This window comes from bacterium SCSIO 12827 (genome assembly GCA_024397995.1).
Lineage (GTDB): Bacteria > Pseudomonadota > Alphaproteobacteria > Rhodospirillales > Casp-alpha2 > UBA1479.
The window spans coordinates 2,678,568-2,704,044 of sequence record CP073746.1 but is presented as its reverse complement, the minus strand read 5'-3'; the positions used below and the strand labels follow the sequence as shown (position 1 = coordinate 2,704,044).

Genomic DNA, 25,477 nt, shown 5'->3' with positions numbered 1-25,477 from the left:
TGACGCTCGTGCGTTCGAACATGTATTTTGTTTAGGCTATTTTACAGAGAATAAAAACGGTGTGCGAGTAGGGGTATTCGCCCCTTCTGTTTGGGCCGTTTACATTCCAAATCCCAGACCCTAACTATGTGGGGACCACCGGGCACAATAAAAAGCCCCGGAAAGGGAGGAAAAGGCACGCAATGGCAAACCCTATCGCATCCGGCAAGAATGGACTTTCCGTCGACGACTTCATGCTGGCCGCCCAGCGCGGCGACCGCGACAGCCTGCAACAGGCGCTGGATGCGGGCATGAAGGTCGACACCATCGACGCGCACGGCAATTCGGCATTGATGTACGCAGCGGCGGCCGGGCAGACCAAGACCTGCCAATGGCTGATCGACCAGGGCATCGACAAGGCGACCGTCAACAATTGGGGCATGGGCGTGCGCGATTGGTCCAAATGGTCGTCCAATGCCGACGATATCCGCAAGCTGGTCTACTGACCCAACTTCGACGGGAGGCGCCCATGGCGGCACCCCGACGGAAACCCGCCACACCGAAGACCGCCACGGCCTCGCCATCGGCGGATGAGATCCTTGATCGCGCGCTGTCCCTGGCCGATGGGGCAGGGTGGGACGCGCTCAGCCTGAGCGCCCTGGCGGCCGATCTGGGCCTGTCCCCGGCGGACCTGGCCCGTCATTTCCGCGACAAGGACGCCATCGCCAATGCCTGGTTCGCCCGGGCGCGGGACGCCATGCTGGCGGCCCCGCCCCCGGGGTTCGCGCGGCAACCGGTCAGGGACCGGCTGAACATCCTGTTGCTGCGGTGGTTCGATGCCTTGGCGCCCCACCGGGCCGTCACGGTCCAGATGCTGGCGGGCAAACTGTGGCTGTTCCATCCGCACCATTACGTGCCGATGGTGTTTGACCTGTCGCGGCTGATCCAATGGCTGCGCGACGCGGCGGGCATGGGGGCAATGGGGCGACAGCGGCAGATCGAGGAAATCGGCCTGACCCTGCTGTTTCTTGCCGTTATTCGCCGCTGGTGCTGCGACGAAAGCCAGGGCCAGGCGGAGACCAAGGCGTATCTGGCGGCGCGGCTGACGCGCGCCGACGCGTTGGCGGCGCGGTGGTTCCGGGGCTAGGCCACGATGCTTTGAAAACAAGTGCCGGCGGGGAAAAGGTGCTTGTCCCATGGGAAGGCTTGCACGGCCTTGGCGGGGCGGCCAGGATTGTCGGAACATCCTCAACAGCGCATGTGACGGAGACCCGATCCATGAAGCTTCACGCCAACCTTTCCCGGCCGGCCATCGTCGATTCAACCGCTCTTGACTGGGTGCCGTCGCCGTCGCCCGGCGTCGAGCGCCGCATGCTGGAGCGTGACGGCGACGAGGTCGCCCGGGCGACCAGCATCGTCCGCTATGCCCCGGGATCCGAATTCCCCACCCATCGCCACGGTGGCGGTGAGGAGTTCATGGTTTTGGAAGGCGTGTTTTCCGACGAGCACGGCGATTTTCCCGCCGGCACCTATGTGCGCAATCCCGTCGGCTCAAGCCATGCGCCCCGGACCGCACCCGGCTGCACCATCTTCGTCAAACTGCGTCAGATGGACCCGGACGACCAGGAGCAGGTGGCCATCGATACCAAGGCGGGGAATTGGGTTGCCGGTGACATGCCGGGTCTGTTCCGCATGCCGCTCTATCAATACGGGGCGGAGCGCGTATGGCTGACCAAGATGGGAGCGGGCTGCGTCGCCGCACCCCACAGCCATCCCGGCGGCGAGGAGGTCCTGGTTCTCGAAGGCCGTGTCGAGGATGAGAATGGTATTCACGGCAAGGGCACCTGGTTCCGCCTGCCGCCCGGCAGTTTTCATTCGCCGCGCACGGATGACGGCTGTTTGCTCTGGGTCAAGCAGGGCCATCTGGGGTAGCCTTCCTGTTCATACCGATTTGACGACGGAGAGGGAGGACGCCACCGATGGCCGCCTACGTGATTGCCCAGATCGACATCACCGATCCGGAAACCTTCAAGGAATACCAGGCCCTGGTGCCGGCGACGATCGCTGCGTACGGTGGTGAATACATTGTGCGTGGCGGCGAACAGGTTGCGCTTGAGGGGGCTGTCCCATCATCGCGAACCGTCGTCCTGCGCTTTCCCGACATGGCGGCGGCCAAGGCCTGGCACGCCTCACCCGCATACGCCAAACCGTTGGCCATTCGCCTGGCGTCGGCGGCGGGTACGCTGTTTGTGGTCGACGGCGTCGACTGATTTTTATAAATTAACCAAAATTCAGTTTGCTCATGTCCACGCCGGTCTCAATCACATCGAGCCCGCGTGCGGACAGATGGAACACCACGTCCTGACGCATGGAAATGTCCATGGTTTCCTGGGCGTCCAGGCCCAGGTAGCGGCGGATTAAAGTGCGCCCCGTGCCGCCGTGACACACCACGATGACAGGCTGCGCGGAGGCAAGGCTCAGGAGCCAGCCGTGGGCCCGTTCCATGACCTCGGTCAGGGTCTCGCCGCCGCCGGGCGGGCGGTGGCCCCAGGGATCGGCGTCCATGGCGCCCAGATCTGCCTCGTCGCCGGCCGTGGCAATTTCCGGGCGCGTCATGCCCTCCCAGCGGCCATAGCCTTTTTCCTTCAGCCGCTCGTCGATGGTGAAGGCGCGTGGATCGAGCCCCGCGGCGGCGCAGGCCAGGGCCGTTGTTTGTTCGCAGCGCCCGGCGGGACTGCGGTAAAGGGCGAAGGGGGTGAGTGGGGCAAACCGCTCGGCGAGCAGCCGGCCGTAGGCCGCCGCCTGGGCCTGACCCAATTCGGTGAGGACCGAATTACCGTGGCCCTGGATGCGGCCCTCGCGGTTGAATTCGGTCTGGCCGTGGCGGATCAGGATGATGTCGGGGAAAGGCATGGGCCGACTCTGAAGCGAGGGTGGGATTGCGATGGAATTTCTCATAGCAGGAAACGTTGAGATTGCCGAGACGTCCGGCCCCTTGATTTCTTGACCCTTGCCGCCGACACTCGCGATCCCCATGTTTTGGGGCATTCCGTGACCCCGGCGATCAAGACCGGCGGTGCGGGCGGGCCTGCGGTAATGGGCTGTCCGGTTGCTTCCGACAGTGGCCGGTTTTGGGAGAACAAGGCGTGAGCCAAAGCGACAACGATTCCGGTGCGTCGGGCGACAGCCCGTTGACGGCCGTCTATGAGGATGGCGTGGGCGAGCTTGTCGTCAAGCCGAACCCGGACGATCCGCGCCTGACCGAACAGGTGCCCGGCATCGACCAGGACGGCTCACCCGTGATCGCCTCGGTCACCGTGGAACGCCCCCTGACCCTGTTCCTCAACGGCCGCGAGATCGTCACCATGATGACGATCTGCGATTATCCGGAATATCTCGCCGTCGGCTATCTGGTGAACCAGAACATGCTGCGCCCCGACGACGTGGTCACGGCGGTGGAATTCGACGACGATCTGGAAGTCGTCGTCGTGCGCACGGAGCGCGAAACGAATTTCGAGGAAAAGCTGAAGAAGAAGACCCTGACCTCCGGCTGTGCCCAGGGCACGGTGTTCGGCGACGTCATGGAAAAATTCGAGAGCGTGAAACTGGCCGAGAACGCGACGATCAAGACGTCCTGGCTGTTCACCCTGATGAAGAAGATCAACACGGCGCCGAGCCTCTATCTGGAAGCGGGCGCCATCCACGGTTGCGTGCTGTGCAAGGACGACCGCCCGCTGCTGTATATGGAAGACGTCGGCCGCCACAACGCCGTCGACAAGATCGCCGGCTTCATGTTTCTGCACGGCTGGTCGGGACGCGACAAAATCTTCTACACCACCGGACGGCTGACCTCGGAAATGGTCATCAAGACGGTGCAGATGGAAATCCCCGTTTTGGTCTCCCGCTCGGGCTTTACGGCCTGGGGCGTGGACCTTGCCAATCAGGTCGGCCTGACCCTGATCGGCCGGGCCAAGGGCCGGCGTTTCATCGCCCTGGCCGGCCAGGACCGCATCGAATTCGACGCCGACCACGGCGAAGCGGCGGACGAACCCCTTGAACTGCGCCGTAAGGGCAGCCGATGACGGCGCCCGTCGATACGGTTGGCGTGTTGTTGGCCGGCGGCCTGGCGCGGCGCATGGGCGGCGGCGACAAGCCGCTGCGCACGCTCGGCGGTAAGCCGATCCTGGATCACGTGGTGGCGCGGGCCCGGCCGCAGGTCGCGGACCTGTTGCTCAACGTCAACGGCGATCCGGCGCGCTTCGCGGCTTATGGCCTGCCGACGGCGGTGGATGTGATCGACGGTCATGCGGGGCCGCTGGCGGGTGTTCTGACGGGCATGGAATGGGCGCGACAGGCGCATCCCGAAGCCAAATGGCTGGCGTCCTTCGCCACCGACGCGCCGTTCTTTCCCGACACACTGGTTCAGCGTTTGCACCGTGCGGTCGAAGACGACGGGGCCGAGATCGCCTGCGCCCAATCCGGCTACCGCACCCATCCGGTGTTTGCCCTTTGGCCGGTCGCGCTGGCCGACGATCTGCGCGCCGCGATGACGCAAGAAGACATGCGCAAGATCGATGCCTGGACCGCGCGGTACCGCATCGTTCATGTCGACTTTCCGACGGACCCGTTTGATCCCTTCTTCAACATCAACAAGCCGGAGAATTTGGCCGAGGCCGAGACCCTGTTCGCGGAGGCCGTACAATGAGCCGGCGCCAAACGGTCATGCTCGGCGTCATCATCGAGCGCCGGAAGATCGACAACCCCTGGCAGGATTATTCCTATCATCCGGTCGCCGTGGTTCCCGGGATGCCGGGCTTGGATGCGGGCGAGGGCTGGCGTCTGATCCGCGAGGGCGAGGGCTGGAGCCATTTTCATGCCGCGACCCTGGAATTGGAACTGTTTGCCGGCGAAACGGGAGGATACAAGGCCAACCTCAGCAATTTTCAACCTCACGTCTACGTCGTGCTGACCCCGGGCGAAGAGGCCGAGGACGAAGAGGTCGTGCCGAAACTGGTCACGGCCTGTCCTTACGAAGCGGAAAGCTATACGGAAGATTCGGAAATGATCGTCGAAGGAGTGCCCATGCCCGAGGAACTGGCGGCCTGGATCGGCACTTTCGTCGACACCTTTCATGTCGAAGAACAATTCGTCAAACGCAAACGCAACAAGGCCTATGATCCGCGCAAGGGCGATATGCGCCCGCGGCCTCTGGTGGAGACGGATGAATGAGTGCGGATGACGAAAACCCTCTGAGCCGCTGGTCCCGCCTGAAGCGCACGCGTGCCAAGGGCGAGGCCGTCGATGAGCCTCCTGTAGAGGTCGCCCGCCGCGGTGCCGCTGGGCCGGTCGCGGGAATGCCACAGGCCGCGGTTGCGGAATCTCCGTTGGCGACAGGGGACGAGGGTGCAGCTGCCGATGACGATGTCCGCGAGTTGACCGCCGAAGAAGCGGCCTATGTGGAGACCCTGCCGCCGCTTGATGAATTGACCCCGGACAGCGATTTCACCGGTTTCATGGATAAACGGGTGCCTGATTTCCTGCGCCGCCAAGCCCTGCGAAAGCTGTGGCTCAGCGATCCTGCCTTCAGCCTTATCGACGGCATGCATGAATACGGGGAAGACTATTCCATGATGGCGCAATTGGCCGCCGGGGCTTCTGCCTATCGCCCGAACGAGGGCGGCTACGCTTGGCGTGACACGCCGAAGGAAGAAGAGGTTCCGGAAGAAACAGCCGCACCCGAAGATTCCGCGGCGGACGGCGGTGTCGAAACGGCGGAAGCGGCGAAAAATGAGGGGGTTGAGGCTGCCGAAGCTGCCGAAGCGGAAGAATCCGTCTCCGACAAGGCCCGCCGCGTGCAGGATCGGGGCGGATCGAGCGTCCGTCTGCCGACCTATACGCCGAATCCCTATTATCAGTCCCCCGGACAGCGCAACCCTGCGCCCGAAACCCTGCCGGAACCGGCCAGACGCCTGGAGACGGCCGTTGAGGGTGACGACGACGATCTGGGTGAGGCCGAGGACGATCTCGGCTGACTCGTCCCAGCGTTCCCGGGAACCTTGGATTTCATCGGTCAAGATGGGTTAAGCCCATGAAAAAATTGGGGGTTTAGCCCTGTTTTTTCCGCATGGCGGAATAGGCGGTCCGTTGACTTGAGGGGCGAAAAGGCGTTCACTTGGTATATTAGCGGGAAGAAGTATCCGCGGTTGGCCGGTTGGGGGGGCCGCCGCGTAAAAACAAGCCCGCTTCTTAAGGCTTCGGAATTCGCCGAATTAACAGGCGAAGCCGACGGAAGGAGAGCAAGGATTATCCAAGTGGAGGCCAACGCCACCATGGGAAGCGCTGCCAAGGGAGAACGGCCGCTTTCCGATACCGAAACAAAGACCGGTCAGACCGCCGTGCCCGAAGAGGACATGCAGCGGGCCGGTATTTATGCGTTGTTGTCGCGGCTGTTGGCCAAGCCGATGGATGACGACACCATCGCCTTTGTTCGCGAGCTGAGCGGCGACGAAAGCCCCCTGGGCCAAGCGATCAATTCCCTGGCCGCCCTGGCCAAGCGCACCACCCAGGTGGTCGCCGAGGAAGAATTCACGGTGTTGTTTTATGGATTTGGCGCCGGTGGCGAGTTGGCGCCCTACGGTTCGCAATACCTGACAGGATTCATCTACGAGAAGCCGCTGGCCGACCTGCGCCGCGATCTTGGAGAGTTGGGCATCGCCCGCGCCGACGGCGTCAGCGACCCGGAAGACCACATTGCCTTTGTCTGTGAGGTCATGCACGGCCTGATCACCGGAGCCTTCGGGCAGCCGGCGAGCTTGGAGCGTCAGCGCATGTTTTTTGAAAGGCATCTGGCGCCTTGGGCCGGCCATTTCTTCACCGATATGGAAAAGGCCAAGTCAGCGGCCGTGTACATGCCGTTGGGGACCATCGGCAAGTTGTTCATGGAGATCGAACGCGACGCCTTCGGCTTCGGCCAGTAGGCGGCGCGGCCCGGTCGCCCCAAAACGGATGGGCGGCTGAATGGGAAGACAAAGTTGTTGGAATTGCGGAGATCGGCCCAGGCCGTATCCCGCCGTCAATAGCAAGACCCGAAACGGGCATTTGGTACCAAGCAAGTGGAAGTAACTGTGATCACAACCTTTGAGGAGACTGCGATGAGCGAACAAAAGCAAAAGCTCGGCCGCCGTGAATTCCTGAAGAAAGCAGCCGTCACCGGCGGCGCCGCGGGTGTTGCTGCGGTTGCGCTTTCCCAGGGGTCTGCGGAAGCAGCCGTGGTTTCCGATGGCCCGAAATCGTCGGGGTATCGTGAAACCAAACACGTCAAAACGTACTACGACCTCGCGAGGTTCTAGTCGGGTTCTAACCCATCAACATTGGGAGATAACTTAAATGCTCACCAAAAAGAGCGACGGGGTGGCGATAGGCCCCCGTTTGAAGCAGGCACTGGCCGGCGTGGTCGGCGGGTCCATGGACCGCCGTACGTTCCTGAAGCGTTCAGGGATCACTGCTGGTGGCGCCGCGCTTATTTCCGCTGCACCGCTGGGCTTGGCCAAACCGGCCAAGGCGGCGACCGCGGCGGCGAAAGGCATGCAGCAAATCAAATCCGTTTGTACGCACTGTTCCGTCGGCTGCACCGTCATTGCGGAAGTCGATAATGGCGTGTGGGTCGGTCAGGAACCGGGCTTTGACAGCCCGCTGAACCTGGGGTCCCATTGTGCCAAGGGTGCGTCGGTCCGTGAACACGCTCACGGCGATCGTCGGTTGAAGTATCCGATGAAGCTTGAAGGCGGTAAGTGGAAGCGGCTTTCCTGGGACGATGCCATCAACGAAATCGGCGACAAGATGCTCGACATCCGCAAGACGTCGGGTCCCGATTCCGTGTACTGGCTCGGTTCCGCCAAATTCAACAACGAACAGTCCTACCTGTTCCGGAAGTTCTACGCTTTCTGGGGTTCCAACAACGGCGACCATCAGGCGCGCATCTGTCACTCGACCACGGTCGCGGGCGTTGCCAACACCTGGGGCTACGGCGCCATGACGAACTCCTACAACGATATGCACAATTCGAAGGCCATGTTCTTCATCGGCTCTAACGCCGCCGAAGCGCACCCGGTCGCGATGCAGCATATCCTGAAGGCGAAAGAGCAGAACAACGCCGAACTCATCGTCTGCGATCCGCGCTTCTCGCGCACGGCAGCGCACGCCGATGAATACGTGCGGTTCCGCCCGGGCACGGACGTCGCCCTGATCTGGGGCATTCTGTACCACGTCTTCGAAAACAACTGGGAAGACAAGACGTTCATCAAGCAGCGCGTCTACGGCATGGACGAAATCCGCGCCGAAGTGAAGAAATGGGATCCGGCCGAGACCGAACGGGTCACGGGCGTTCCCGGCGCGCAGCTGAAGCGCGTTGCCCGTACGCTGGCCAACAACCGTCCCGGCACCATCGTGTGGTGCATGGGGTCGACCCAGCACACCAACGGCAACAGCAATACGCGCGCCTACTGCGTGTTGCAGCTGGCCCTTGGCAACATGGGCCGTGCCGGTGGCGGCGCCAACATCTTCCGCGGTCACGACAACGTTCAGGGTGCGACCGACTTCTGCATCCTGTCACACTCGCTGCCTGGCTATTATGGTCTGGCGACGGGGTCGTGGAAGCACTGGGCCCGCGTTTGGAAGGTCGATTACGACTATATCCTCGGCCGCTTTGCCTCGAAGAAGCTGATGGAGTCCAAGGGCATTCCGGTGTCGCGCTGGATCGACGGCGTTCTCGAAGACAAGAAGAACATGGATCAGCCGGACAACCTCCGGGCCATGGTTCTCTGGGGTCACGCCGTGAACTCCCAGACGCGTCTTCCGGAAATGAAGAAGGCGATGGAAAAGCTGGATCTGATGGTCGTCATCGATCCGGTCCCGACTTTCGCTTCCGTCATCCCGGACCGCAAGGACGGCGTTTATGTCCTGCCGGCGTCGACGCAGTTCGAAACCTATGGTTCCGTGACCGCGTCCAACCGGTCCCTGCAGTGGCGTGAAAGGGTGGTCAAGCCGGTTTTCGAATCGCTGCCTGATCAGACCATCATGTACAAGTTCGCCAAGAAGCTCGGCTTCGCGGATGAGATGTTCAAGAACATCAAGGTCACGAATGACGAGCCCTCGATTGAAGACACCACGCGTGAATTCAACACGGGGATGTGGACCATCGGCTACACCGGCCAGTCGCCGGAACGCCTGCGGGCTCACATGCAGAACCAGGCGACCTTCGACAAGACGTCCCTGAAGGCTGTCGGTGGCGCTGTCGCCGGCGACTACTATGGTCTGCCGTGGCCCTGCTGGGGCACGCCGGAGCTGAAACATCCGGGCACGCCGATCCTGTATGACACCTCCAAGCCGGTCGCCGAAGGCGGCCTGAACTTCCGCGCCCGTTTCGGTGTGGAACGCAACGGTGTCAGCCTCCTTGCCGATGGTTCCTATTCCGTCGGTTCGGAAATCAAGGACGGTTATCCCGAGTTCTCGATGGCGGTTCTCAAGAAGCTGGGTTGGGACAAGGACCTGACCGAAGCCGAACTGAAGGTCATTGAAGGGATTGCCGGCGACAAGACCAACTGGAAGACCGACCTTTCGGGCGGTATCCAGCGCGTCGCTATCAAGCACGGTTGTGCGCCCTTCGGTAACGCCAAGGCTCGTGCGATTGTCTGGACTTTCCCGGATCCGGTGCCGTTGCACCGCGAACCGCTCTACACGCCCCGGCGGGATCTTCTGCCCAAGTACGAAACGTACAAGGACACGAAGAACTACCGTCTGCCGACGGCGTACGAGTCCATCCAGAAGCAGGACCATTCCAAGAAGTTCCCGACCATCCTCACCTCCGGTCGCCTTGTTGAATACGAAGGTGGTGGTGAAGAAAGCCGCGCGAACAAGTGGCTTGCGGAACTGCAGCAGGACATGTTCTGCGAGGTCAACCCGGTCGATGCCAACAATGCCGGCATCAAGGACGGCCAGCAGATGTGGGTGTACTCGCCGGAAGGCGGCAAGGTGAAGGTCAAGGCCCTCGTCACGGAACGCGTGGCACCGGGTGTGGCCTTCATGCCGTTCCACTTCGGTGGTCACTGGCAGGGCGAAAGCCTGCGCCACAAGTATCCGGAAGGGGCCGATCCTTACGTGTTGGGCGAAGCGTCCAACATGTGCGGTACCTATGGTTACGACATCGTGACCCACATGCAAGAGACCAAGGTCACCTTGTGCCGCATCGAAACGGCCTAGGTTAGGGAGACGCAACAATGGCAAGAATGAAGTTCCTTTGTGATGCCGAGCGCTGCATTGAATGCAACGCGTGCGTTACCGCGTGTAAGAACGAACACGAGGTACCGTGGGGCATCAACCGCCGCCGCGTCGTCACTATCCGTGACGGCCAGCCCGGCGAACGGTCCATTTCGGTGGCCTGCATGCACTGCTCCGACGCGCCGTGCATCGCGGTCTGCCCCGTGGACTGCATCTACCAGACGGAAGAAGGCGTGGTCCTGCACTCCAAGGACCTGTGCATCGGTTGTGGTTACTGCTTCTTCGCGTGCCCGTTCGGCGCGCCGCAGTACCCGCAGTCGGGCAACTTCGGAAGCCGTGGGAAGATGGACAAGTGCACCTTCTGCGCCGGTGGTCCGGAGGAAGACAACTCCGCCGCCGAATTCCAGAAGTACGGCCGTAACCGCCTTGCGGAAGGCAAGTTGCCGCTGTGCGCCGAAATGTGTTCGACCAAGGCTCTCTTGGGCGGCGACGGCGACATGGTGTCCAACATCTACCGCGAGCGTGTCGTGGCCCGTGGCTTCGGGTCCGGCGCCTGGGGCTGGGGCACCGCCTATCAGTTGAAGGCGGGCTCGTAGGTCCATCCGGTAGCGTAATCTGGGAGGGGTGCCTCGCTGCAGCAGCAGAGGGGCGCCCCTTTCCGGCTACTGGAACCAAACGGGGTGTGACAAGGAAATCAATATGACCGGAAAGCGCATGACGACCGCCCGCATGGTCAGGACTTTGGGGGGGATCGCGATCGCCGCGATCGCACTCACGGCCTGCCGCGCGGACGAACAGGGCCGACTGATTCGATACGAGCCCGGTGTCTACAAGGGCAAGCCCGATACCCAGTTGAGCGAGTCTCGACTTGAGGAACTTCGCAACCGTGCCCGCAATCAAGGTGGGGTAACGGGGTCCGGCTACGCCGGCGGGGCGGCGCCCAATGCGTCGGAGCCCGATGTGCGGCCGCCCGGCGAATTGAACCAGCGTACCCAGATGCAGGGTGGCGTGAAATAGGCCTGCGCGACTAAGCAGGTTCGCAAGAGATATGACGGGGAAACGTAATATGACCTGGTCGAATATTCGTAAACTGGTGGGGGCGCTGGCTCTTGCCCTGATGGTGGCCTACGGTGGCGCAGCGGTCCTGACCGGCTCGCCGGCGCTCGACATGGCCCAGGCACAGGCGCAGACGGGCGGGCAAGTTCCCGGTGGCGCAAGCGGTGCCCTGTCCCAATCGGAAATGTGGCGCGCCGTGCGCGGTGGCATCACGGGTACGGTGTCCATTCCCGACAAGCAGGCGGGCCAGCTTGTGCAGTCGGACGGTGACGTCTGGCGAGCTGCCAAGAACGGCCCGCTCAGTCAGTTCGGCGGCATTTTCCTGCTGGTGTCCGTTATTGCCATCGCCGCCTTCTTCCTGATCCGCGGCAAGATCCGCATCGACCACGGCCGCGACCCGCAGGGCCGTACGATCGAACGCTTCAACGCGTTGGAGCGTGCGACGCACTGGTTGACGGCTTCAAGCTTCATCGTGTTGGGCCTGACGGGCCTGAACGTGTCCTATGGTCGCTTCGTGTTGAAGCCCATTCTGGGGCCGGATGCCTTCGGGGCGCTGACCTACTACGGCAAGTTGGCGCACAACTACATCGCCTTCGCCTTCATTCTGGGTATTGTGATGATGTTCTTCCTGTGGGTTCGTCATAACATTCCGACGCTGCGCGACCTGAAATGGCTGGCTGTCGGCGGTGGGCTGTTTTCCAAGGGCGTGCATCCGGAAGCCCCGCGCTTTAACGCCGGTCAGAAGATTGTTTTCTGGCTGGTTATTCTGGGCGGTGCGTCCCTGAGCCTGTCGGGTCTGGCGCTGATGTTCCCAGGCGACATTCAGCCCTGGGCCGGTACTTTTGCCATCCTGAACAAGCTGGGTACGGATCTGCCGACCAGCCTGTCGATCCTCCAGGAAACGCAGCTTTCCGTGCTGTGGCATTCCCTGGTGGGGCTGATCATGATCGGCGCCATCATCGGCCATATCTACATCGGCTCACTGGGCATGGAAGGCGCGATCGATGCCGTCGCCTCCGGCCAGGTCGACCTCAACTGGGCGAAGGAGCACCATTCACTTTGGGTTGAAGAGGAAATGGCCAAGGGCAACGTGGGCGGCACGCAGCCTGCCGAATAGCCTTTCGTTAGTCATCCAACGTTAAAAGGCGGCCTCATAAGGGGCCGCCTTTTTTCTTGCTGAACTGGAACGGCAAAACCGGCGGGTACGGTGGGCCGCCGGCTCTGCCGATTAGGTAAGGCGTCGAAGGGTTTATTTCAGGCGCACGTTGCTCGTCGAATACTTCTCACCCGCGGTCATGTTCGTGGCGTTCAAGGCGAATCCGGCGACGACGGCGATGATGATGGCGGCAATGGTACCGGTCCAGAATGATTGCATGGTTTCCACCCCTTCTTATAAACCGCCGGCGGCTGTTCGCCCGGCGGGTTCAGATGACAGTATTCTAGTGGAATGCCACGCTGATTCAACTCACGCTTCCATGCTGTGGAAAGGAGGAGTGCTCCGCGGTGAGGGGACGGTGCTGGCGCATGACAGGCGTGTGCCCAGGGGTTATGCTGGTCCGGTCAAATGAAAAGCCGTTAAAGGGGGTACCATGTCCGACAACAGCGGCGGAGACGCACAGATCGCTTCGCAGGCCTTCGTAAAACACCTTGAAGATTCTGGTTTCTTCAATCAGATCAAGGATTTGGAGGGAAACCTCACGAAGATTGCTGAAGAACTGCAAACCTTCGGGCAGGCAGCCCAGGCGCGCATGGAGGAATCGGAAAATCTGGCGGCCCATATTCTGGCCATCGAATCGATTCTCGCGGTCGTGCTCAAGGCGTCCGGCGTAACGCTGGAAGATGTGCGGGCCGAGGTTAAGGACCGCACGGCGGCGATCTCCGGCGTCGAGGACGGCAGCCCGTCCGTCCACGCCATCGCCGAGGACATCGTCAAGCGCGGGCAGACATGAAAACGGGGGCTTAAGCCCCCGTTTCCCAACGCAATCAATATCTCTCGGTTTTATTCCGCCGCCGCCTGGGCGTCCGGAACTTTTTCGACACGTGCTGCGCAGAACTTGAACTCGGGGATCTTGCCGACCGGGTCCAGCTGCGGGTTGGTCAGGATATTGGCCGCCGCCTCGTGATAGCAGAACGGGATGAAGATCATGCCGTCGGCCACGTCGCGGTCGGCGCGCACCGTCAATTCGATCTCGCCGCGGCGGGTTTCCACCTTCACCCGGTCGCCGGGCGCCAACCCCTTTTCGCCCATGGTGTAGGGGTTCATGCTGACCACCGGTTCCGGCTCCAGCAGGTTGAGAACCGTGGCGCGGCGGGTCATCGCCCCGGTGTGCCAGTGTTCCAGCATGCGACCGGTGGTCAGGACCAGCGGGAATTCGTCGTCGGGTAGTTCGTCCGGCGGGATCAGGTTGGCCGGCACCAGCTTGGCGCGCCCCGACGCGGTCGGGAAGCCGTCGCCGAAGATGATGTTTTCGCCGGAGGAATCCTCGGACTTGCACGGATAGATGATGCTGTCCTCGTTCTCCAGGCGCTCCCAGGTGATGTTGTCGAGGGACCGCATGGTCTTCTTCATCTCGTTGAACACGTCCATGGGGCCGGAGTAGTTCCAGTTCAGCCCCAGGCGGTTGGCGATTTCCTGAATGATCCACCAATCCTGTTTCACGTCGCCGGGCATGTCGACTACCGGCCGGGCCATCTGAACCTGGCGGTTGGTGTTGGAGAACGTCCCCGCCTTTTCCGGGAAGGCCGAGGCCGGCAGCACCACATCGGCGTGGAAGCAGGTCTCGGTAAAGAAGATGTCCTGCACCACCATATGCTCCAGCTTGGCCAGGGCCTCGCGGGCATGCCGGGCATCCGGGTCCGACATGGCCGGGTTCTCGCCCATGATGTACATGGCCTTGATTTCGTCGGCCAGGATGGCGTGGATGATCTCGACCACCGTCAGGCCGCGCTGCCGAGGAAGTTCAGTCCCCCACAGGTCTTCATATGTCTGGCGGATATCGTCGGCTTCGACCGATTTGTAATCGGGATAGACCATGGGGATCAGGCCCGCATCGGACGCGCCCTGCACGTTGTTCTGGCCACGCAGTGGATGCAGACCCGTGCCCGGGCGGCCGATCTGGCCGGTGATCATCGACAAGGCGATCAGGCAGCGCGAATTGTCGGTGCCGTGGACGTGCTGGCTGATGCCCATGCCCCAGAAGATGATCGATTTTTCGGCGGTGGCGAATTCGCGCGCGACCTCGCGGATCACGTTGGCCTCGATGCCACAGACGGCTTCCATGGCTTCGGGCGAGAACTTCTTGGAGTTTTCCTTCAACGCCTCGAAGCCTTCGGTGTTGGCCTGGATATACTGGATATCGGTCAGGCCTTCATCGATGATGGTATGGATCATGGCATTGAGAAGCGCCACGTCCTGGCCCGCCTTGAACTGCAGGTGGCGGGTCGCGTGGCGCGACAGGTCCTGGCGGCGCGGATCCATGATGTAGAGCTTGGCGCCGCGCTTGGCGGCGTTTTTCAGGAACGTCGCGGCGACCGGATGGTTCTGGGTCGGGCGCGCGCCGATCACGATGATGACGTCGGAATCCTTGGCGTCGTTGAACGAGGCCGTGACGGCGCCGGAATTCATGCCTTCCATCAAGGCCGCCACCGACGATGCATGACACAGCCGCGTGCAGTGATCGACGTTATTGGTATGGAATCCTTGGCGGACCAGCTTCTGGACCATGTAGGCTTCTTCGTTCGATCCCTTGGCGGACCCGAACCCGGCCATGGCCGAGGGACCATCACGATCGAGAACCTTCTTCAGGCCGGCGGCGGCGAAGTCGAGCGCCTCGTCCCAGCTCGCTTCCCGGAAATGGGTCAGCGGATTGGCCGGGTCGAGCGCCATTTCACCGTTCTTTCCAACGCCTTCCTTGCGGATCAGCGGCTTGGTCAGGCGATGCGGATGGTCGACGTAGTCAAACCCGAAGCGGCCCTTCACGCACAAGCGGTTTTCGTTGGCATAGCCGTCCTTGCCTTCGACATAGACGATCTTGTTGTCCTTCACATGGAACGTGGCCTGACAGCCGACCCCGCAATAGGGGCATAGGCTGTCGACCTTGCGGTCCGGCTTGCCCACGTGAACTTGTTTCTCGTCAACCATGGTTGCCGGCATCAGCGCCCCGGTCGGGCAGGCCTGCACGCATTCGCCGCAGGCGACGCAGGTGCTGTCGCCCATGGGGTCGTCCATGTCGAACACGATCTTCGATTTGTAGCCACGGCCCGCCATCCCGATGACGTCGTTGACCTGGACCTCGCGGCAAGCGCGAACGCAAAGGTTGCACTGAATGCAGGCATCCAGATTGACGGCCATGGCGCTGTGTGAGCGGTCGGGCGCCGGGCAGGCGGCGCGGGCCTCGAAACGGCTGTCGGCGATGCCGGCTTTGTCGGCCCAGTACCAGAACAGGGAGTCGGGATCATGGGCCTCACGGCGTTCCGGCTGGTCGGACAGCAGCAGTTCCAGCACCATACGACGGGCCTTGGTCGCGCGCTCATTGTCGGTCGTGACTTCCATACCTTCCGTCGGCTGGCGACGGCAGCTGGGGGCCAACACGCGCTCGCCCTTGATCTCGACCATGCAGGCGCGGCAGTTGGCGTCGGGCCGGTAACCCTTCTTCGGGCGGTGGCACAGGTGGGGAATGGTGTTGCCGTTGCGCTTGGCGACGTCCCAAATGGTCTCGCCGGCCTTGGCTTCGGCCGGTTGGCCATTCAGGGTGAACTTGATGGTATCGCTCATTGCACGTCCTCCCGGAAGAAGCGCAGCGCCGCCTGTACCGGATTGGGCGCTGCCTGGCCAAGGCCGCAAATCGACGCATCGCGCATGGCCTGACTCAGCTCATCAATCAGATCGGCATCCCATTGCGGCTTGTCGATCAGTTTCAGCATTTTCTCACAGCCGACACGGCAGGGCGTGCATTGGCCGCAGCTTTCATCCTCGAAGAACCGGATCAGGTTCTTGCAGATTTCCTTGACGTCGTCCTGTTCGGAAAAGATCACGACCGCGGACGAACCGATGAAGCAACCGTGCTTGTCCAGGGTACCGAAATCCAACGGTTCATCGGCCAGGCTTTCCGGCAGAATGCCGCCCGACGCACCGCCCGGTAGGTAGGATTTGAAGGTATGGCCGTCAGCCATGCCGCCGCAATAATCTTCGACCAATTGGCGCGCCGTGGTTCCGGCGGGGGCCAGCTTGACCCCCGGCTCCTTGACCCGGCCCGAGACCGAGAAGAAGTGCGGCCGGCCCTGGTCCTGATACCACTGGGGGCCGTGTTCGATGATCTTGGGCAGCCAGTACACCGTTTCCACGTTGTTGATCAGCGTGGGGCGGCCCCATAGGCCCGCCTGGGCTGGGAACGGCGGGCGGTTGCGCGGCAGGCCGCGCTTGCCCTCGATGCTTTCCAGCATCCCGGATTCCTCGCCGCAGATATAAGCGCCAGCACCGCGCCGCACGTGGAGTTCGATATCGCCGTTGAGGCCCGCGTCCTCGACCTTCTTGATCTCGGTCAGCAGCACCTCGCGACAGGCGGGGTATTCGTCGCGCAGATAGATGTAGACCGCCGCAGCTTCGACCGACCAGGCGGCGATCAAGGCGCCCTCGATGACGCGGTGGGGGTCGGTCTCGAAGCAATGGCGGTCCTTGAAGGTGCCGGGCTCGCCCTCGTCGGCGTTGATGGCGACCAGCCGGGGCTTCGGCGCGTTCTTCATGAAGCCCCATTTGGTGGCCGTCGGAAAACCCGCGCCGCCCAGCCCGCGCAGGCCGGACTCCTTAATGATTTCAATGGCCTGGTCCCGGTCGCGTTCGCCCTTCAGGCAATCTCCCAGAACCTTGTAGCCGCCGTCCGATAGGTAGGCCGCAAGGTTCTTGTAGGCGGGCGGGTCCATGGTGACTTGGCCGGCCTCGACGGCGGCCTTCACACTGTCCGCATCGGCGTGGAAAATCTGGCGTTGCTTGACCACGGCGACCGGCGCCTTGTCGCAGGCGCCGACGCAGGGTGCCGGGATCACGCGCACGTCGGGTCCCAGGATCGATTTAAGCTGCGCCGTCAGGGCGCCCGATCCCTTCATCTCGCAGGTGATCGAATCACAGACCCGCACGGTCAGGGCAGGCGGGGCATCCTCGCCTTGCTTCACCACGTCGAAGTGGTGGTAGAAGGTCGCGACTTCGTAGACTTCCGTCTGGGCCAGCCGCAATTCGGCGGCCAGCGCCGCCATATGGGCATCTGACAAATGGCCGAAGGCGTCTTGAATTAGGTGCAGGTATTCGATCAGGTATTCGCGGCGTCGCGGCTGATCGCCCAGAAGGTGTTGCACATCGGTGATGGCCTGATCGGTGACCTGGCGGCCTTTCCCGAAGGCGGCGCGATCGCGGCGGCGTCCTTTCTGGGCGGTAGCAGTGGACATGCGGGCTTCCTCCTTGGTCTTATTCGGGTCCGCTTGATGCGGGCCTCGTTTGCGGCCGCGCCGGGTGTTTCGCCGGCGGCGGTGAATTATGTCGCGAAACAGCGCAGGCCATTACCGAATTTTCTGGAAATCTGAGCAATAACCCCGGTTTTTATGTTGGCATTTGGTATACCACAGTCTTTCTATAACATGATCGGGTCGCTTCGGGAAGCCGTGAAAAGGCGCTTTTTCTCATCTTCGGGATGCCGGCGCGGTGGTTCCGAGAAGGGGCTTCCGGCCAGCGGATGGGTGGCCCGGCTTGGGCCTTGTGCCCCGGGGGCGGGTCGGCAATAGTCAGTCAAAGCGCCGCCTTGCGAAGGCTGAACGGACGACGACCGAGGACATTCAGGGACATGACTTCAGACATCCACCTTGCCCAGTTGCTGTGTTCCCGCCTGTGCCATGATCTGGTCGGTCCGGCGGGTGCTGTCAACGCGGGTCTGGAACTGGCTGAAGACGGCGATTTGGACGGCGATGCCCTGGACCTGGTGACCTCCAGCGCCGCCGAAATCACGCGCCGTCTGGCGTTCTTCCGCATCGCCTTCGGCGCCGCAGGCGGCAAGGCCTCCGCCGTCGGTACGTTAAGCCTCAGCGAGGCACGGGAACTGGCGGGCGAAATGCTGGCGGGCGGCAAGACCGAACTGGAATGGCCGGACAGCAGCCACGCCCCCGATAGTCTGCCCGCGGGCGTCGGCAAGGTGCTGCTTCTTATGATCTTGTTGGCGTCAGAATGCCTGCCCCGGGGCGGACCGGTCACGGTTCACACGGCGGCTCTGCCCGAAGGCGTGGGGCTTGCGGTAAGCGCGCAGGGTGTCGGGGCGGTGCTCAAGCCAGATCTGGTGGCGGCTCTTGACCCGGATGCGGCCGAGGACGTGGTGAGCGCACGTACCGTGCATGCCTATTTCGCCCAGGTGCTTGCCCGCGTCGAAGGCGGGCGTATCGAGACTTCTGATGAAGGCGACGATGAAATCCGCTTCATGGCCCTGTTTCCACAAGATAAGGGCGGGCGGGGATAGGTGCTGGTAATGCCCACAACCACAATCCGCAATCCTGGCTAGGCCATCAGTCATAGTGGAATCGCCGTGAATTCATTTGCCGCCCTGTGGCGGTTTTGCTTTAATTTCCGGGCCTTAGAAATTTTTAATCCGGGAAGCGCCGCTGTGCGGTTGAATTAGCGGCGGAATTTGCGCGTTTTCCCGATGCAAGACTGACGAAGACGGCGTGCATTTAGCCTCCGGGCATGGTGTGCCAAGTGTAATGCGATAATATAAACGCGGGGCCGCCGGCTCCCAGGAGTGCAGAAATGGACGACCTTCTCACTGAATTCCTTACGGAAACTTCTGAAAACCTGGCCGTGCTGGATGTTGAGCTGGTCAAGTTCGAGCAAGAGCCCGACAACAAGGAAATCCTGGGGAACATTTTCCGTTTGGTTCATACCATCAAGGGCACCTGCGGGTTCCTAGGGCTGCCGCGATTGGAATCGGTGGCCCATGCCGGTGAGAACGTGCTCGGCAAATTCCGCGACGGCGAGTTGGAGGTCACGCCTGAGGCGGTGACGCTCATTCTTAAATGTCTGGACTGTGTCCGTGACCTGTTGGGCAAGCTTGAGGAAACGGGTGCCGAACCCGAAGGCGACGATCAGGAATTGATCGACGACCTGAATGCCTATGCGGAAGGTGGCGGTGCCAAGGCCGCGCCGGCAGCCCCCGCCGCCGCTGCCCCTGCCGCGGGCGGTGGGGCAGCGGTCAACGAATTCGGCGCTCCGGTGGCGGCCGAACTGCTGGCCGAGGTCGAAGCCGCAACGGCACAGGGGGTGAAAGCCGCGTCTCAGGAGCAGCTGGAGGCCGAACTGGCCGCCGAGCGCGCCGCAGAGGCCGCCAAGGCCGCCACGCCGGCGGTCAACGAACACGGCGCCCCCGTGGCCCAGGAACTTTTGGACGAGGTCGAGGCCGCCCAGGTGGCCGGCGCCCGCGCCGCGACGGAAGCGGAACTGCGTGCCGAGATGGAACGGGAGCGTGAAGCCGAGAAGGCGTCCAAAGCCGGTGTGCCGGCACCCGCCCCGTCGAAGGAGGCGGAAAAGAAGGACACGGGCAAAGCCGGGGGCGGTGTTGCCGCATCGTCGATCCGCGTCAACGTCGACGTTCTGGAAGATCTCATGACCCTGGTCTCCGAACTGGTGTTGACCCGCAACCAGCTGCTGCAGATGGTGCGCGGCCTGGACGACAGCGAATTCACGGTGCCGTTGCAGCGCCTGTCGCATATCACCACGGACCTGCAGGAAGGCGTCATGAAGACGCGCATGCAGCCGATCGGCAATGCCTGGGCCAAGTTGCCGCGCATCGTGCGCGACCTGGCCGTTGAATCGGGCAAGAAGATCGAACTGGTCATGCTGGGGGCCGAAACGGAATTGGACCGCCAGGTTCTGGAACTGATCAAGGATCCGTTGACCCATATGGTCCGCAATTCGGCCGACCACGGACTTGAAGACGTTGGGGGGCGCCAAGCCGTCGGTAAGTCCGACACCGGAACCATCACCCTGAACGCCTATCACGAAGGCGGTCACATCATCATCGAGATCGCCGACGACGGGCGTGGCCTGAACATCGACCGCATCAAACAGAAGGCGCTGGAAAACGGCCTGACGACCGAAGCCGACCTGGGGCAGATGACCGATCAGCAGATCGGCATGTTCATCTTCAAGGCCGGGTTCTCGACGGCGGAAAAGATCACCAACGTGTCTGGCCGTGGCGTCGGTATGGACGTGGTGCGCACCAACATCGAGAAAATCGGCGGCACCGTCGAACTGAAGACGACGCCGGGCAAGGGCTCGACTTTTACCATCAAGATTCCGCTGACCCTGGCCATCGTCTCGGCCTTGATTGTCGAATGCTGTGGCGAACGCTTCGCCGTGCCGCAGATCAGCGTTCTGGAACTGGTGCGTGCTTCCGCGCAGTCGGAAAACGCCATCGAGATGATCAACGAATCCGCCGTGCTGCGCCTGCGTGACCGGCTGTTGCCGCTGATTTCGCTGCGTGAACTGCTGCGCCTTCAGGACCCGCCCGAAGCCGAGAAGAGCAACGGTTCCGGCAAGGACGAGGACGCGGCGCCGAAAACCACCGACGCCCTGGTGGCGGAAGCGATCGCCGACGACGAGGAAGTGTTCATCGTCGTCACCCAGGTCGGTTCCAACACCTTCGGCATCATCGTCGACCGCGTGTTCGATACCGAGGAAATCGTGGTCAAGCCGGTGGCGCCCATCCTGCGCGACATCACTTTCTATTCGGGCAACACGATCCTCGGCGACGGCAGCGTGATCATGATCCTGGACCCCAACGGCATTGCAGAGGCCGCCGGGGAAATGGATACCGAGCATCGCTCGGAAGCCGATATCCAGGCCGTGTCGACGGACGAAGAAACGACATCCTTGCTGGTGTTCCGCGCCGGCGGACCGGAGCTCAAGGCGGTGCCGCTGGCCCTGGTTGCGCGGCTTGAAGAGATCGACATGTCCGAGACCGAAACCTCGCATGGGCAGGTCATGGTGCAGTACCGCGAACAACTGATGCCGCTGATCCCGTTCGCCGACACCCACCAGTTCAAGGAAACCGGCCGCCAGCCGATCCTGGTGTTTACCGATCGCGAACGCTCAATGGGCCTTGTCGTGGACGAGATCGTCGATATCGTCGACGACCGCCTGAAGATCGAACTGACCACGGATATTCCGGGATTGATCGGCAGCGCCGTCATCGCCGGCAAGGCGACGGACGTGATCGACGCGGGCTATTTCCTGACCCAGGCGTTCTCCGATTGGTTTGGTTCCGCGGATAGCGCGGAAATCGAGAGTGCTTCGGGGGGGCGCCGTCGCGCACTTCTGATCGATGACAGCCCGTTTTTCCGCAATCTTCTGGCGCCATTGCTGTCGGTCGCTGGATGGCAGGTCACGGCGCTGCAAAGTGCCCAGGAGGCGCTTTCCATGCGTGATAAGGGAGCAGCCTTCGACGTCATCATTTCCGACATCGAAATGCCGGGCATGAACGGTTTCGAGTTCGCGAACGAGGTTCGTCGCGGCGGTGCGTGGGAAAAGGTGCCCATGGTGGCGCTGTCGGCCCGCGCCACGAGCGCTGATTTCGAACGCGGTCGCGACGCGGGTTTCAATGATTACGTGGCGAAATTCGACCGTGAGGCCCTGGTGTCCAGTCTGGCGCAGACTGTCGCAGGGGCGGCATCCGGCCGGGCCGGCTAGGGTTTTAGCCGATCGGTCGAAACGCATGGCGTAAGGATCGTTATTGCGATATCAGCATAAGTCCTGTTATCCAGGTTGGTGCAGTCGGCATCTGGGAATGCAGGGAAACTTACGGATGACGGCCGAGGTAACGGTGGTCCGTATGCAACCGAAGACGAACTGACGCGGGTGGGCTAATGAAATCTTGTCTGATCGTTGACGACTCGAAAGTAATCCGGATGGTCGCGCGGAAGATCCTCGAAGAACTCAGTTTCGAGACGATCGAGGCGGCTGATGGCCAGGAGGCCCTGGATGCATGCAAACAAAAGCTGCCCGACGCCGTGTTGCTTGACTGGAACATGCCGGTGATGAGCGGCATCGAGTTTTTGCGGGAATTGCGCGCGCTGCCCGGTGGCGGCGGCCCGATCGTCGTATTCTGCACCACTGAAAACGACATCCAGCATATCCAGGAAGCGATCGAAGCTGGTGCGAATGAATACATCATGAAGCCATTCGACAGCGAGATCATTCAAGCGAAGTTCTCGCAGGTCGGCCTTCTTTAACTGTCTGCCGACCGACGGACGGCGGATGTGGTTTATCGCGACGCGATAATAAGGGGTTACGGATGACGAGTGACGAAGTCCGCGTCATGTTGGTCGACGATTCCGCCGTGATCCGCGGCCTGATCGCGCGCATGATCGAGGGCGAGCCGGGTTTGCGCATCGCGGCGTCGGTCGGCAACGGCCAGATGGCCGTCGACCGCCTGAAGGCGCATCCCGTCGACGTCATCATTCTGGACATTGAAATGCCGGTGATGGACGGGCTGACGGCGATCCCGAAGCTTTTGGAGATCAAGCCCGACGTCAAGATCATCATGGCGTCGACCCTGACGGAAAAGAATGCCGAGATCAGCCTGCGCGCCCTTCAGGCCGGGGCGACGGACTATGTGCCGAAGCCGACGGCGACCCGCGAAATATCCGGTAGCGACACCTTCAAGCAGGAACTTCTGGAAAAGATCCGCCAACTCGGCCTGGTCAGCAGACGCGCCGCATCGACGCCGCATGCCGCCACGGCCAGTCCTGTGCCCAAGGAACGGATGGCCAAGCCGCTTTACGACAAACAAGTGCAATTACGGACAGGCGGCGGAACGGTCCGCCCACGTATTTTGGCGGTCGGCAGTTCAACCGGAGGGCCGCAAGCCCTGTTCCAGTTGTTCAAGGACATCCGGCCGGACATCAATATGCCGGTGATGGTGACCCAGCACATGCCGGCGACCTTCACCGCCATCCTGGCTGAGCATATCGCCAAGTCCACCGGCTGGCCTTGCACGGAGGCCGCTGATGGCCTGCCGCTGGAGGCCGGGCATATCTACATTGCGCCGGGCAATTTTCACATGACGGTCGAACGGTCCGGGGCGGGCATGGTGATCCGCACCAATCAGGACCCGCCGGAGAATTTCTGCCGGCCTTCCGTCGATCCCATGCTGCGTTCGATTGCAGCCGAATTCGGTGGTGCGGTGTTGACGGTTATTCTCACAGGTATGGGGCATGACGGTCGCGATGGCGCCAAGGTTGTTGCCGAGGCCGGTGGGACGGTTCTGGCCCAGGACGAGGCGACGAGCGTTGTTTGGGGCATGCCGGGGGCGGTCGCCACGGCAGCGCTGTGCGAGGCGGTCTTGCCCCTCAATGACTTGGGGCCACATGTCATGAACAAGCTACGTACGAGGGCAGCATGAAACCGGATGATTTCCAGTTCATGTCGACGATGCTGAAGCAGCGCTCGGGCTTGGTCCTGAACGAGGACAAGGCTTATCTGCTGGAAAGCCGCCTGATGCCCGTGGCCCGCGCCCATAACATCAAGGGCGTCGAGGAACTGATCACGGAAATTCGCAAGTCCAACAACGAGGCGATGATCGTCGAGGTCATGGAAGCGATGACCACGAATGAATCGTTCTTCTTCCGTGATATCAAGCCTTTCGATCTGTTCCGTGAGCATGTCCTGCCACATATGTTGGAAAAGTGCGCGTCCAAGAAGTCCCTGCGCATCTGGTGCGCTGCCGCGTCGAACGGGCAGGAACCTTATTCGTTGGCCATGCTGTTGAAGGAAGAGGGCGCAAAGCTTGCCGGTTGGCGGGTCGAGATCGTCGGGACCGACATTTCACGCCAGGTTCTGAAGAAGGCGGAAAACGGGCTCTATTCCCAGTTCGAAGTGCAGCGCGGCCTGCCCATTACCATGCTGGTCAAGTATTTCGACAAGGTCGATGATCAATGGCAGCTGAAACCCGAAATCCGGAGCATGGTTCAATACAAGTACTATAACCTGCTGGAAAACTTGGCGCCGCTGGGCCATTTCGACGTGGTATTTTGCCGCAACGTGCTGATCTATTTCGATCAGCCGACCAAGAGCAAGGTGCTGGCCGGCGTGGCGGACCTGATGCCCGATTACGGCATGCTGTTCCTGGGCGGGGCCGAAACGGTTCTTGGCGTGTCGGACAAGTTCGCCCCTGTGTCCGGCCAACGCGGCATCTACGCCCTGACCGGCAAATAGACTTTCTGATCAAATCCCAAAAACAAAGAGGCGGGAATGTCCCGCCTCTTGTTCGGTGAACCTTTAAGGATGCTGCCCGGGCGTCAGCCGTTGGCAACCGCCTTTTGCGTTGGTTCCGGATCGCGCAGCACGTAGCCGCGTCCCCAGACCGTTTCGATGTAATTCTCGCCGCCGGTCGCCGTCGACAGCTTCTTCCGCAGCTTGCAGATGAATACGTCGATGATCTTCAATTCGGGCTCGTCCATGCCATTGTAGAGATGGTTGAGAAACATCTCCTTGGTCAACGTCGTGCCCTTGCGCAGGCTGAGCAGCTCGAGAATGCCGTATTCCTTGCCAGTCAGATGGATCGGCTGGCTGTCGACTTCGACTGTCCGGGTATCCAGATTGACCATCAGGCGGCCGGTTTGAATGATCGACTGGGCATGGCCCTGGGAACGCCGGACGATGGCCTGAATGCGGGCCATCAGTTCTTCCTTGATGAAGGGTTTGGTCAGGTAATCGTCGGCGCCGTGGCCGAGCCCCTTGACCTTGCTTTCCGATTCACCCAGGCCCGACAGGATCAACACCGGGGTGTTGACCCGGGAATCGCGCAACCGGCGCAGGACTTCGAACCCGTCCATATCCGGCAGCATGATATCGAGCACGATGATGTCGTAATCGTAGAGCTTTCCGATCTCTAACCCGTCCTCGCCCAGGTCGGTCGTATCGACGACCATGTTGGCCGATTCAAGCATCATCTTGACGCTTTTCTGGGTCGAGGGATCGTCTTCGACGAGCAGCACACGCATGAACGGCCTCCTTAATCGGACGCATTAACCTTTGTTAACCATAACCTCCGGGGCGAATCGGCGCAAGTTGACGGACTGTCCCCAGGAATATTTCGTTATTAAGCAGAGGCTTAACACTCCATCAACCGTTGTCCGT

24 protein-coding genes are annotated in these 25,477 nt (G+C 61.7%); 20 read left to right on the top strand and 4 right to left on the bottom strand.

All coding sequences use genetic code 11. The annotated features are described in order from the left end of the window. Positions 1 to 182: 182 nt before the first annotated feature. The 4 genes from KFF05_12720 to KFF05_12705 all read left to right on the top strand — a co-directional run bounded on the left by KFF05_12720 (position 183) and on the right by KFF05_12705 (position 2,249). Positions 183 to 485: an ankyrin repeat domain-containing protein gene (locus KFF05_12720; GenBank protein ID UTW50799.1), complete on the top strand. Its 303-nt coding sequence runs from the start codon at positions 183 to 185 to the stop codon at positions 483 to 485. Between the two features lie 23 nt (positions 486 to 508). Then, on the top strand, positions 509 to 1,126 hold the full coding sequence (locus KFF05_12715) for a TetR/AcrR family transcriptional regulator (protein ID UTW50798.1): 618 nt from the start codon (positions 509 to 511) through the stop codon (positions 1,124 to 1,126). Positions 1,127 to 1,257: 131 nt separating this feature from the next. Further along, entirely contained in the window at positions 1,258 to 1,911 is a 654-nt protein-coding gene (locus KFF05_12710; GenBank protein ID UTW50797.1) for a cupin domain-containing protein, read from the top strand. 47 nt (positions 1,912 to 1,958) lie between these two features. Next, positions 1,959 to 2,249 carry a DUF1330 domain-containing protein gene (locus KFF05_12705; GenBank protein ID UTW50796.1) on the top strand — a complete coding sequence of 97 codons (291 nt, stop codon included), beginning with the start codon at positions 1,959 to 1,961 and terminating at the stop codon, positions 2,247 to 2,249. Positions 2,250 to 2,259: 10 nt separating this feature from the next. Here KFF05_12705 and KFF05_12700 read toward each other — a convergent pair whose 3' ends face one another. Beyond that, a complete protein-coding gene (locus KFF05_12700) occupies positions 2,260 to 2,892 on the bottom strand; it encodes a histidine phosphatase family protein (protein ID UTW50795.1) in 633 nt (210 codons plus the stop codon). Between the two features lie 302 nt (positions 2,893 to 3,194). Between KFF05_12700 and fdhD the strand changes: the two genes are divergently transcribed. From fdhD to KFF05_12645, 11 genes are all read left to right on the top strand, one after another. Further along, positions 3,195 to 4,061 carry a formate dehydrogenase accessory sulfurtransferase FdhD gene (gene fdhD / locus KFF05_12695; GenBank protein UTW53702.1) on the top strand — a complete coding sequence of 289 codons (867 nt, stop codon included), beginning with the start codon at positions 3,195 to 3,197 and terminating at the stop codon, positions 4,059 to 4,061. Then, the gene (gene mobA, locus KFF05_12690; GenBank protein ID UTW50794.1) at positions 4,058 to 4,684 is read left to right on the top strand and encodes a molybdenum cofactor guanylyltransferase MobA; all 627 of its coding nucleotides are present in this window, start codon (positions 4,058 to 4,060) and stop codon (positions 4,682 to 4,684) included. Before fdhD ends, mobA begins: the two co-directional genes overlap by 4 nt. Then, entirely contained in the window at positions 4,681 to 5,208 is a 528-nt protein-coding gene (locus KFF05_12685) for a DUF3305 domain-containing protein (protein ID UTW50793.1), read from the top strand. The genes mobA and KFF05_12685 overlap by 4 nt, the downstream gene beginning before the upstream one ends. Beyond that, a complete protein-coding gene (locus KFF05_12680; protein ID UTW50792.1) occupies positions 5,205 to 6,011 on the top strand; it encodes a DUF3306 domain-containing protein in 807 nt (268 codons plus the stop codon). The genes KFF05_12685 and KFF05_12680 overlap by 4 nt, the downstream gene beginning before the upstream one ends. A 297-nt stretch (positions 6,012 to 6,308) precedes the next feature. Continuing rightward, entirely contained in the window at positions 6,309 to 6,956 is a 648-nt protein-coding gene (locus KFF05_12675) for a molecular chaperone TorD family protein (protein ID UTW53701.1), read from the top strand. A 174-nt stretch (positions 6,957 to 7,130) separates the two neighbouring features. Further along, entirely contained in the window at positions 7,131 to 7,328 is a 198-nt protein-coding gene (locus KFF05_12670; GenBank protein UTW50791.1) for a twin-arginine translocation signal domain-containing protein, read from the top strand. 37 nt (positions 7,329 to 7,365) lie between these two features. Beyond that, the gene (locus KFF05_12665) at positions 7,366 to 10,236 is read left to right on the top strand and encodes a formate dehydrogenase subunit alpha (protein UTW50790.1); all 2,871 of its coding nucleotides are present in this window, start codon (positions 7,366 to 7,368) and stop codon (positions 10,234 to 10,236) included. 17 nt (positions 10,237 to 10,253) lie between these two features. Then, complete coding sequence (gene fdh3B / locus KFF05_12660) at positions 10,254 to 10,850, top strand: formate dehydrogenase FDH3 subunit beta (protein UTW50789.1); 597 nt, start codon at positions 10,254 to 10,256, stop codon at positions 10,848 to 10,850. A gap of 103 nt (positions 10,851 to 10,953) precedes the next feature. Beyond that, positions 10,954 to 11,271 (top strand): hypothetical protein, encoded by a 318-nt coding sequence (locus KFF05_12655; protein ID UTW50788.1) that lies wholly within the window; start codon positions 10,954 to 10,956, stop codon positions 11,269 to 11,271. A 100-nt stretch (positions 11,272 to 11,371) separates the two neighbouring features. Then, the gene (locus KFF05_12650) at positions 11,372 to 12,427 is read left to right on the top strand and encodes a formate dehydrogenase subunit gamma (GenBank protein UTW53700.1); all 1,056 of its coding nucleotides are present in this window, start codon (positions 11,372 to 11,374) and stop codon (positions 12,425 to 12,427) included. 472 nt (positions 12,428 to 12,899) lie between these two features. Further along, positions 12,900 to 13,259, top strand: a complete 360-nt coding sequence (locus tag KFF05_12645) for a hypothetical protein (protein ID UTW50787.1) — start codon at positions 12,900 to 12,902, stop codon at positions 13,257 to 13,259. A gap of 50 nt (positions 13,260 to 13,309) precedes the next feature. On the opposite strand, the gene fdhF is transcribed toward KFF05_12645, so the two are convergent. After that, the gene (gene fdhF, locus KFF05_12640; protein ID UTW50786.1) at positions 13,310 to 16,084 is read right to left on the bottom strand and encodes a formate dehydrogenase subunit alpha; all 2,775 of its coding nucleotides are present in this window, start codon (positions 16,082 to 16,084) and stop codon (positions 13,310 to 13,312) included. Further along, positions 16,081 to 17,748 carry an NAD(P)H-dependent oxidoreductase subunit E gene (locus KFF05_12635; GenBank protein ID UTW50785.1) on the bottom strand — a complete coding sequence of 556 codons (1,668 nt, stop codon included), beginning with the start codon at positions 17,746 to 17,748 and terminating at the stop codon, positions 16,081 to 16,083. Before KFF05_12635 ends, fdhF begins: the two co-directional genes overlap by 4 nt. A 392-nt stretch (positions 17,749 to 18,140) precedes the next feature. Here KFF05_12635 and KFF05_12630 point away from each other — a divergent pair, with 392 nt between their 5' ends. From KFF05_12630 to KFF05_12610, 5 genes are all read left to right on the top strand, one after another. Beyond that, positions 18,141 to 18,803 (top strand): hypothetical protein, encoded by a 663-nt coding sequence (locus KFF05_12630; GenBank protein ID UTW50784.1) that lies wholly within the window; start codon positions 18,141 to 18,143, stop codon positions 18,801 to 18,803. Between the two features lie 287 nt (positions 18,804 to 19,090). Further along, positions 19,091 to 22,027, top strand: a complete 2,937-nt coding sequence (locus KFF05_12625) for a chemotaxis protein CheW (GenBank protein ID UTW50783.1) — start codon at positions 19,091 to 19,093, stop codon at positions 22,025 to 22,027. A 176-nt stretch (positions 22,028 to 22,203) separates the two neighbouring features. Next, positions 22,204 to 22,569 carry a response regulator gene (locus KFF05_12620; protein UTW50782.1) on the top strand — a complete coding sequence of 122 codons (366 nt, stop codon included), beginning with the start codon at positions 22,204 to 22,206 and terminating at the stop codon, positions 22,567 to 22,569. An 86-nt stretch (positions 22,570 to 22,655) separates the two neighbouring features. Further along, a complete protein-coding gene (locus KFF05_12615; protein ID UTW53699.1) occupies positions 22,656 to 23,741 on the top strand; it encodes a chemotaxis response regulator protein-glutamate methylesterase in 1,086 nt (361 codons plus the stop codon). Next, entirely contained in the window at positions 23,738 to 24,553 is an 816-nt protein-coding gene (locus KFF05_12610; GenBank protein ID UTW50781.1) for a protein-glutamate O-methyltransferase, read from the top strand. Before KFF05_12615 ends, KFF05_12610 begins: the two co-directional genes overlap by 4 nt. A gap of 83 nt (positions 24,554 to 24,636) precedes the next feature. Here the strand turns inward: KFF05_12610 and KFF05_12605 are convergent, their stop codons facing one another. Next, entirely contained in the window at positions 24,637 to 25,341 is a 705-nt protein-coding gene (locus KFF05_12605; GenBank protein UTW50780.1) for a response regulator transcription factor, read from the bottom strand. Positions 25,342 to 25,477 lie beyond the last annotated feature (136 nt).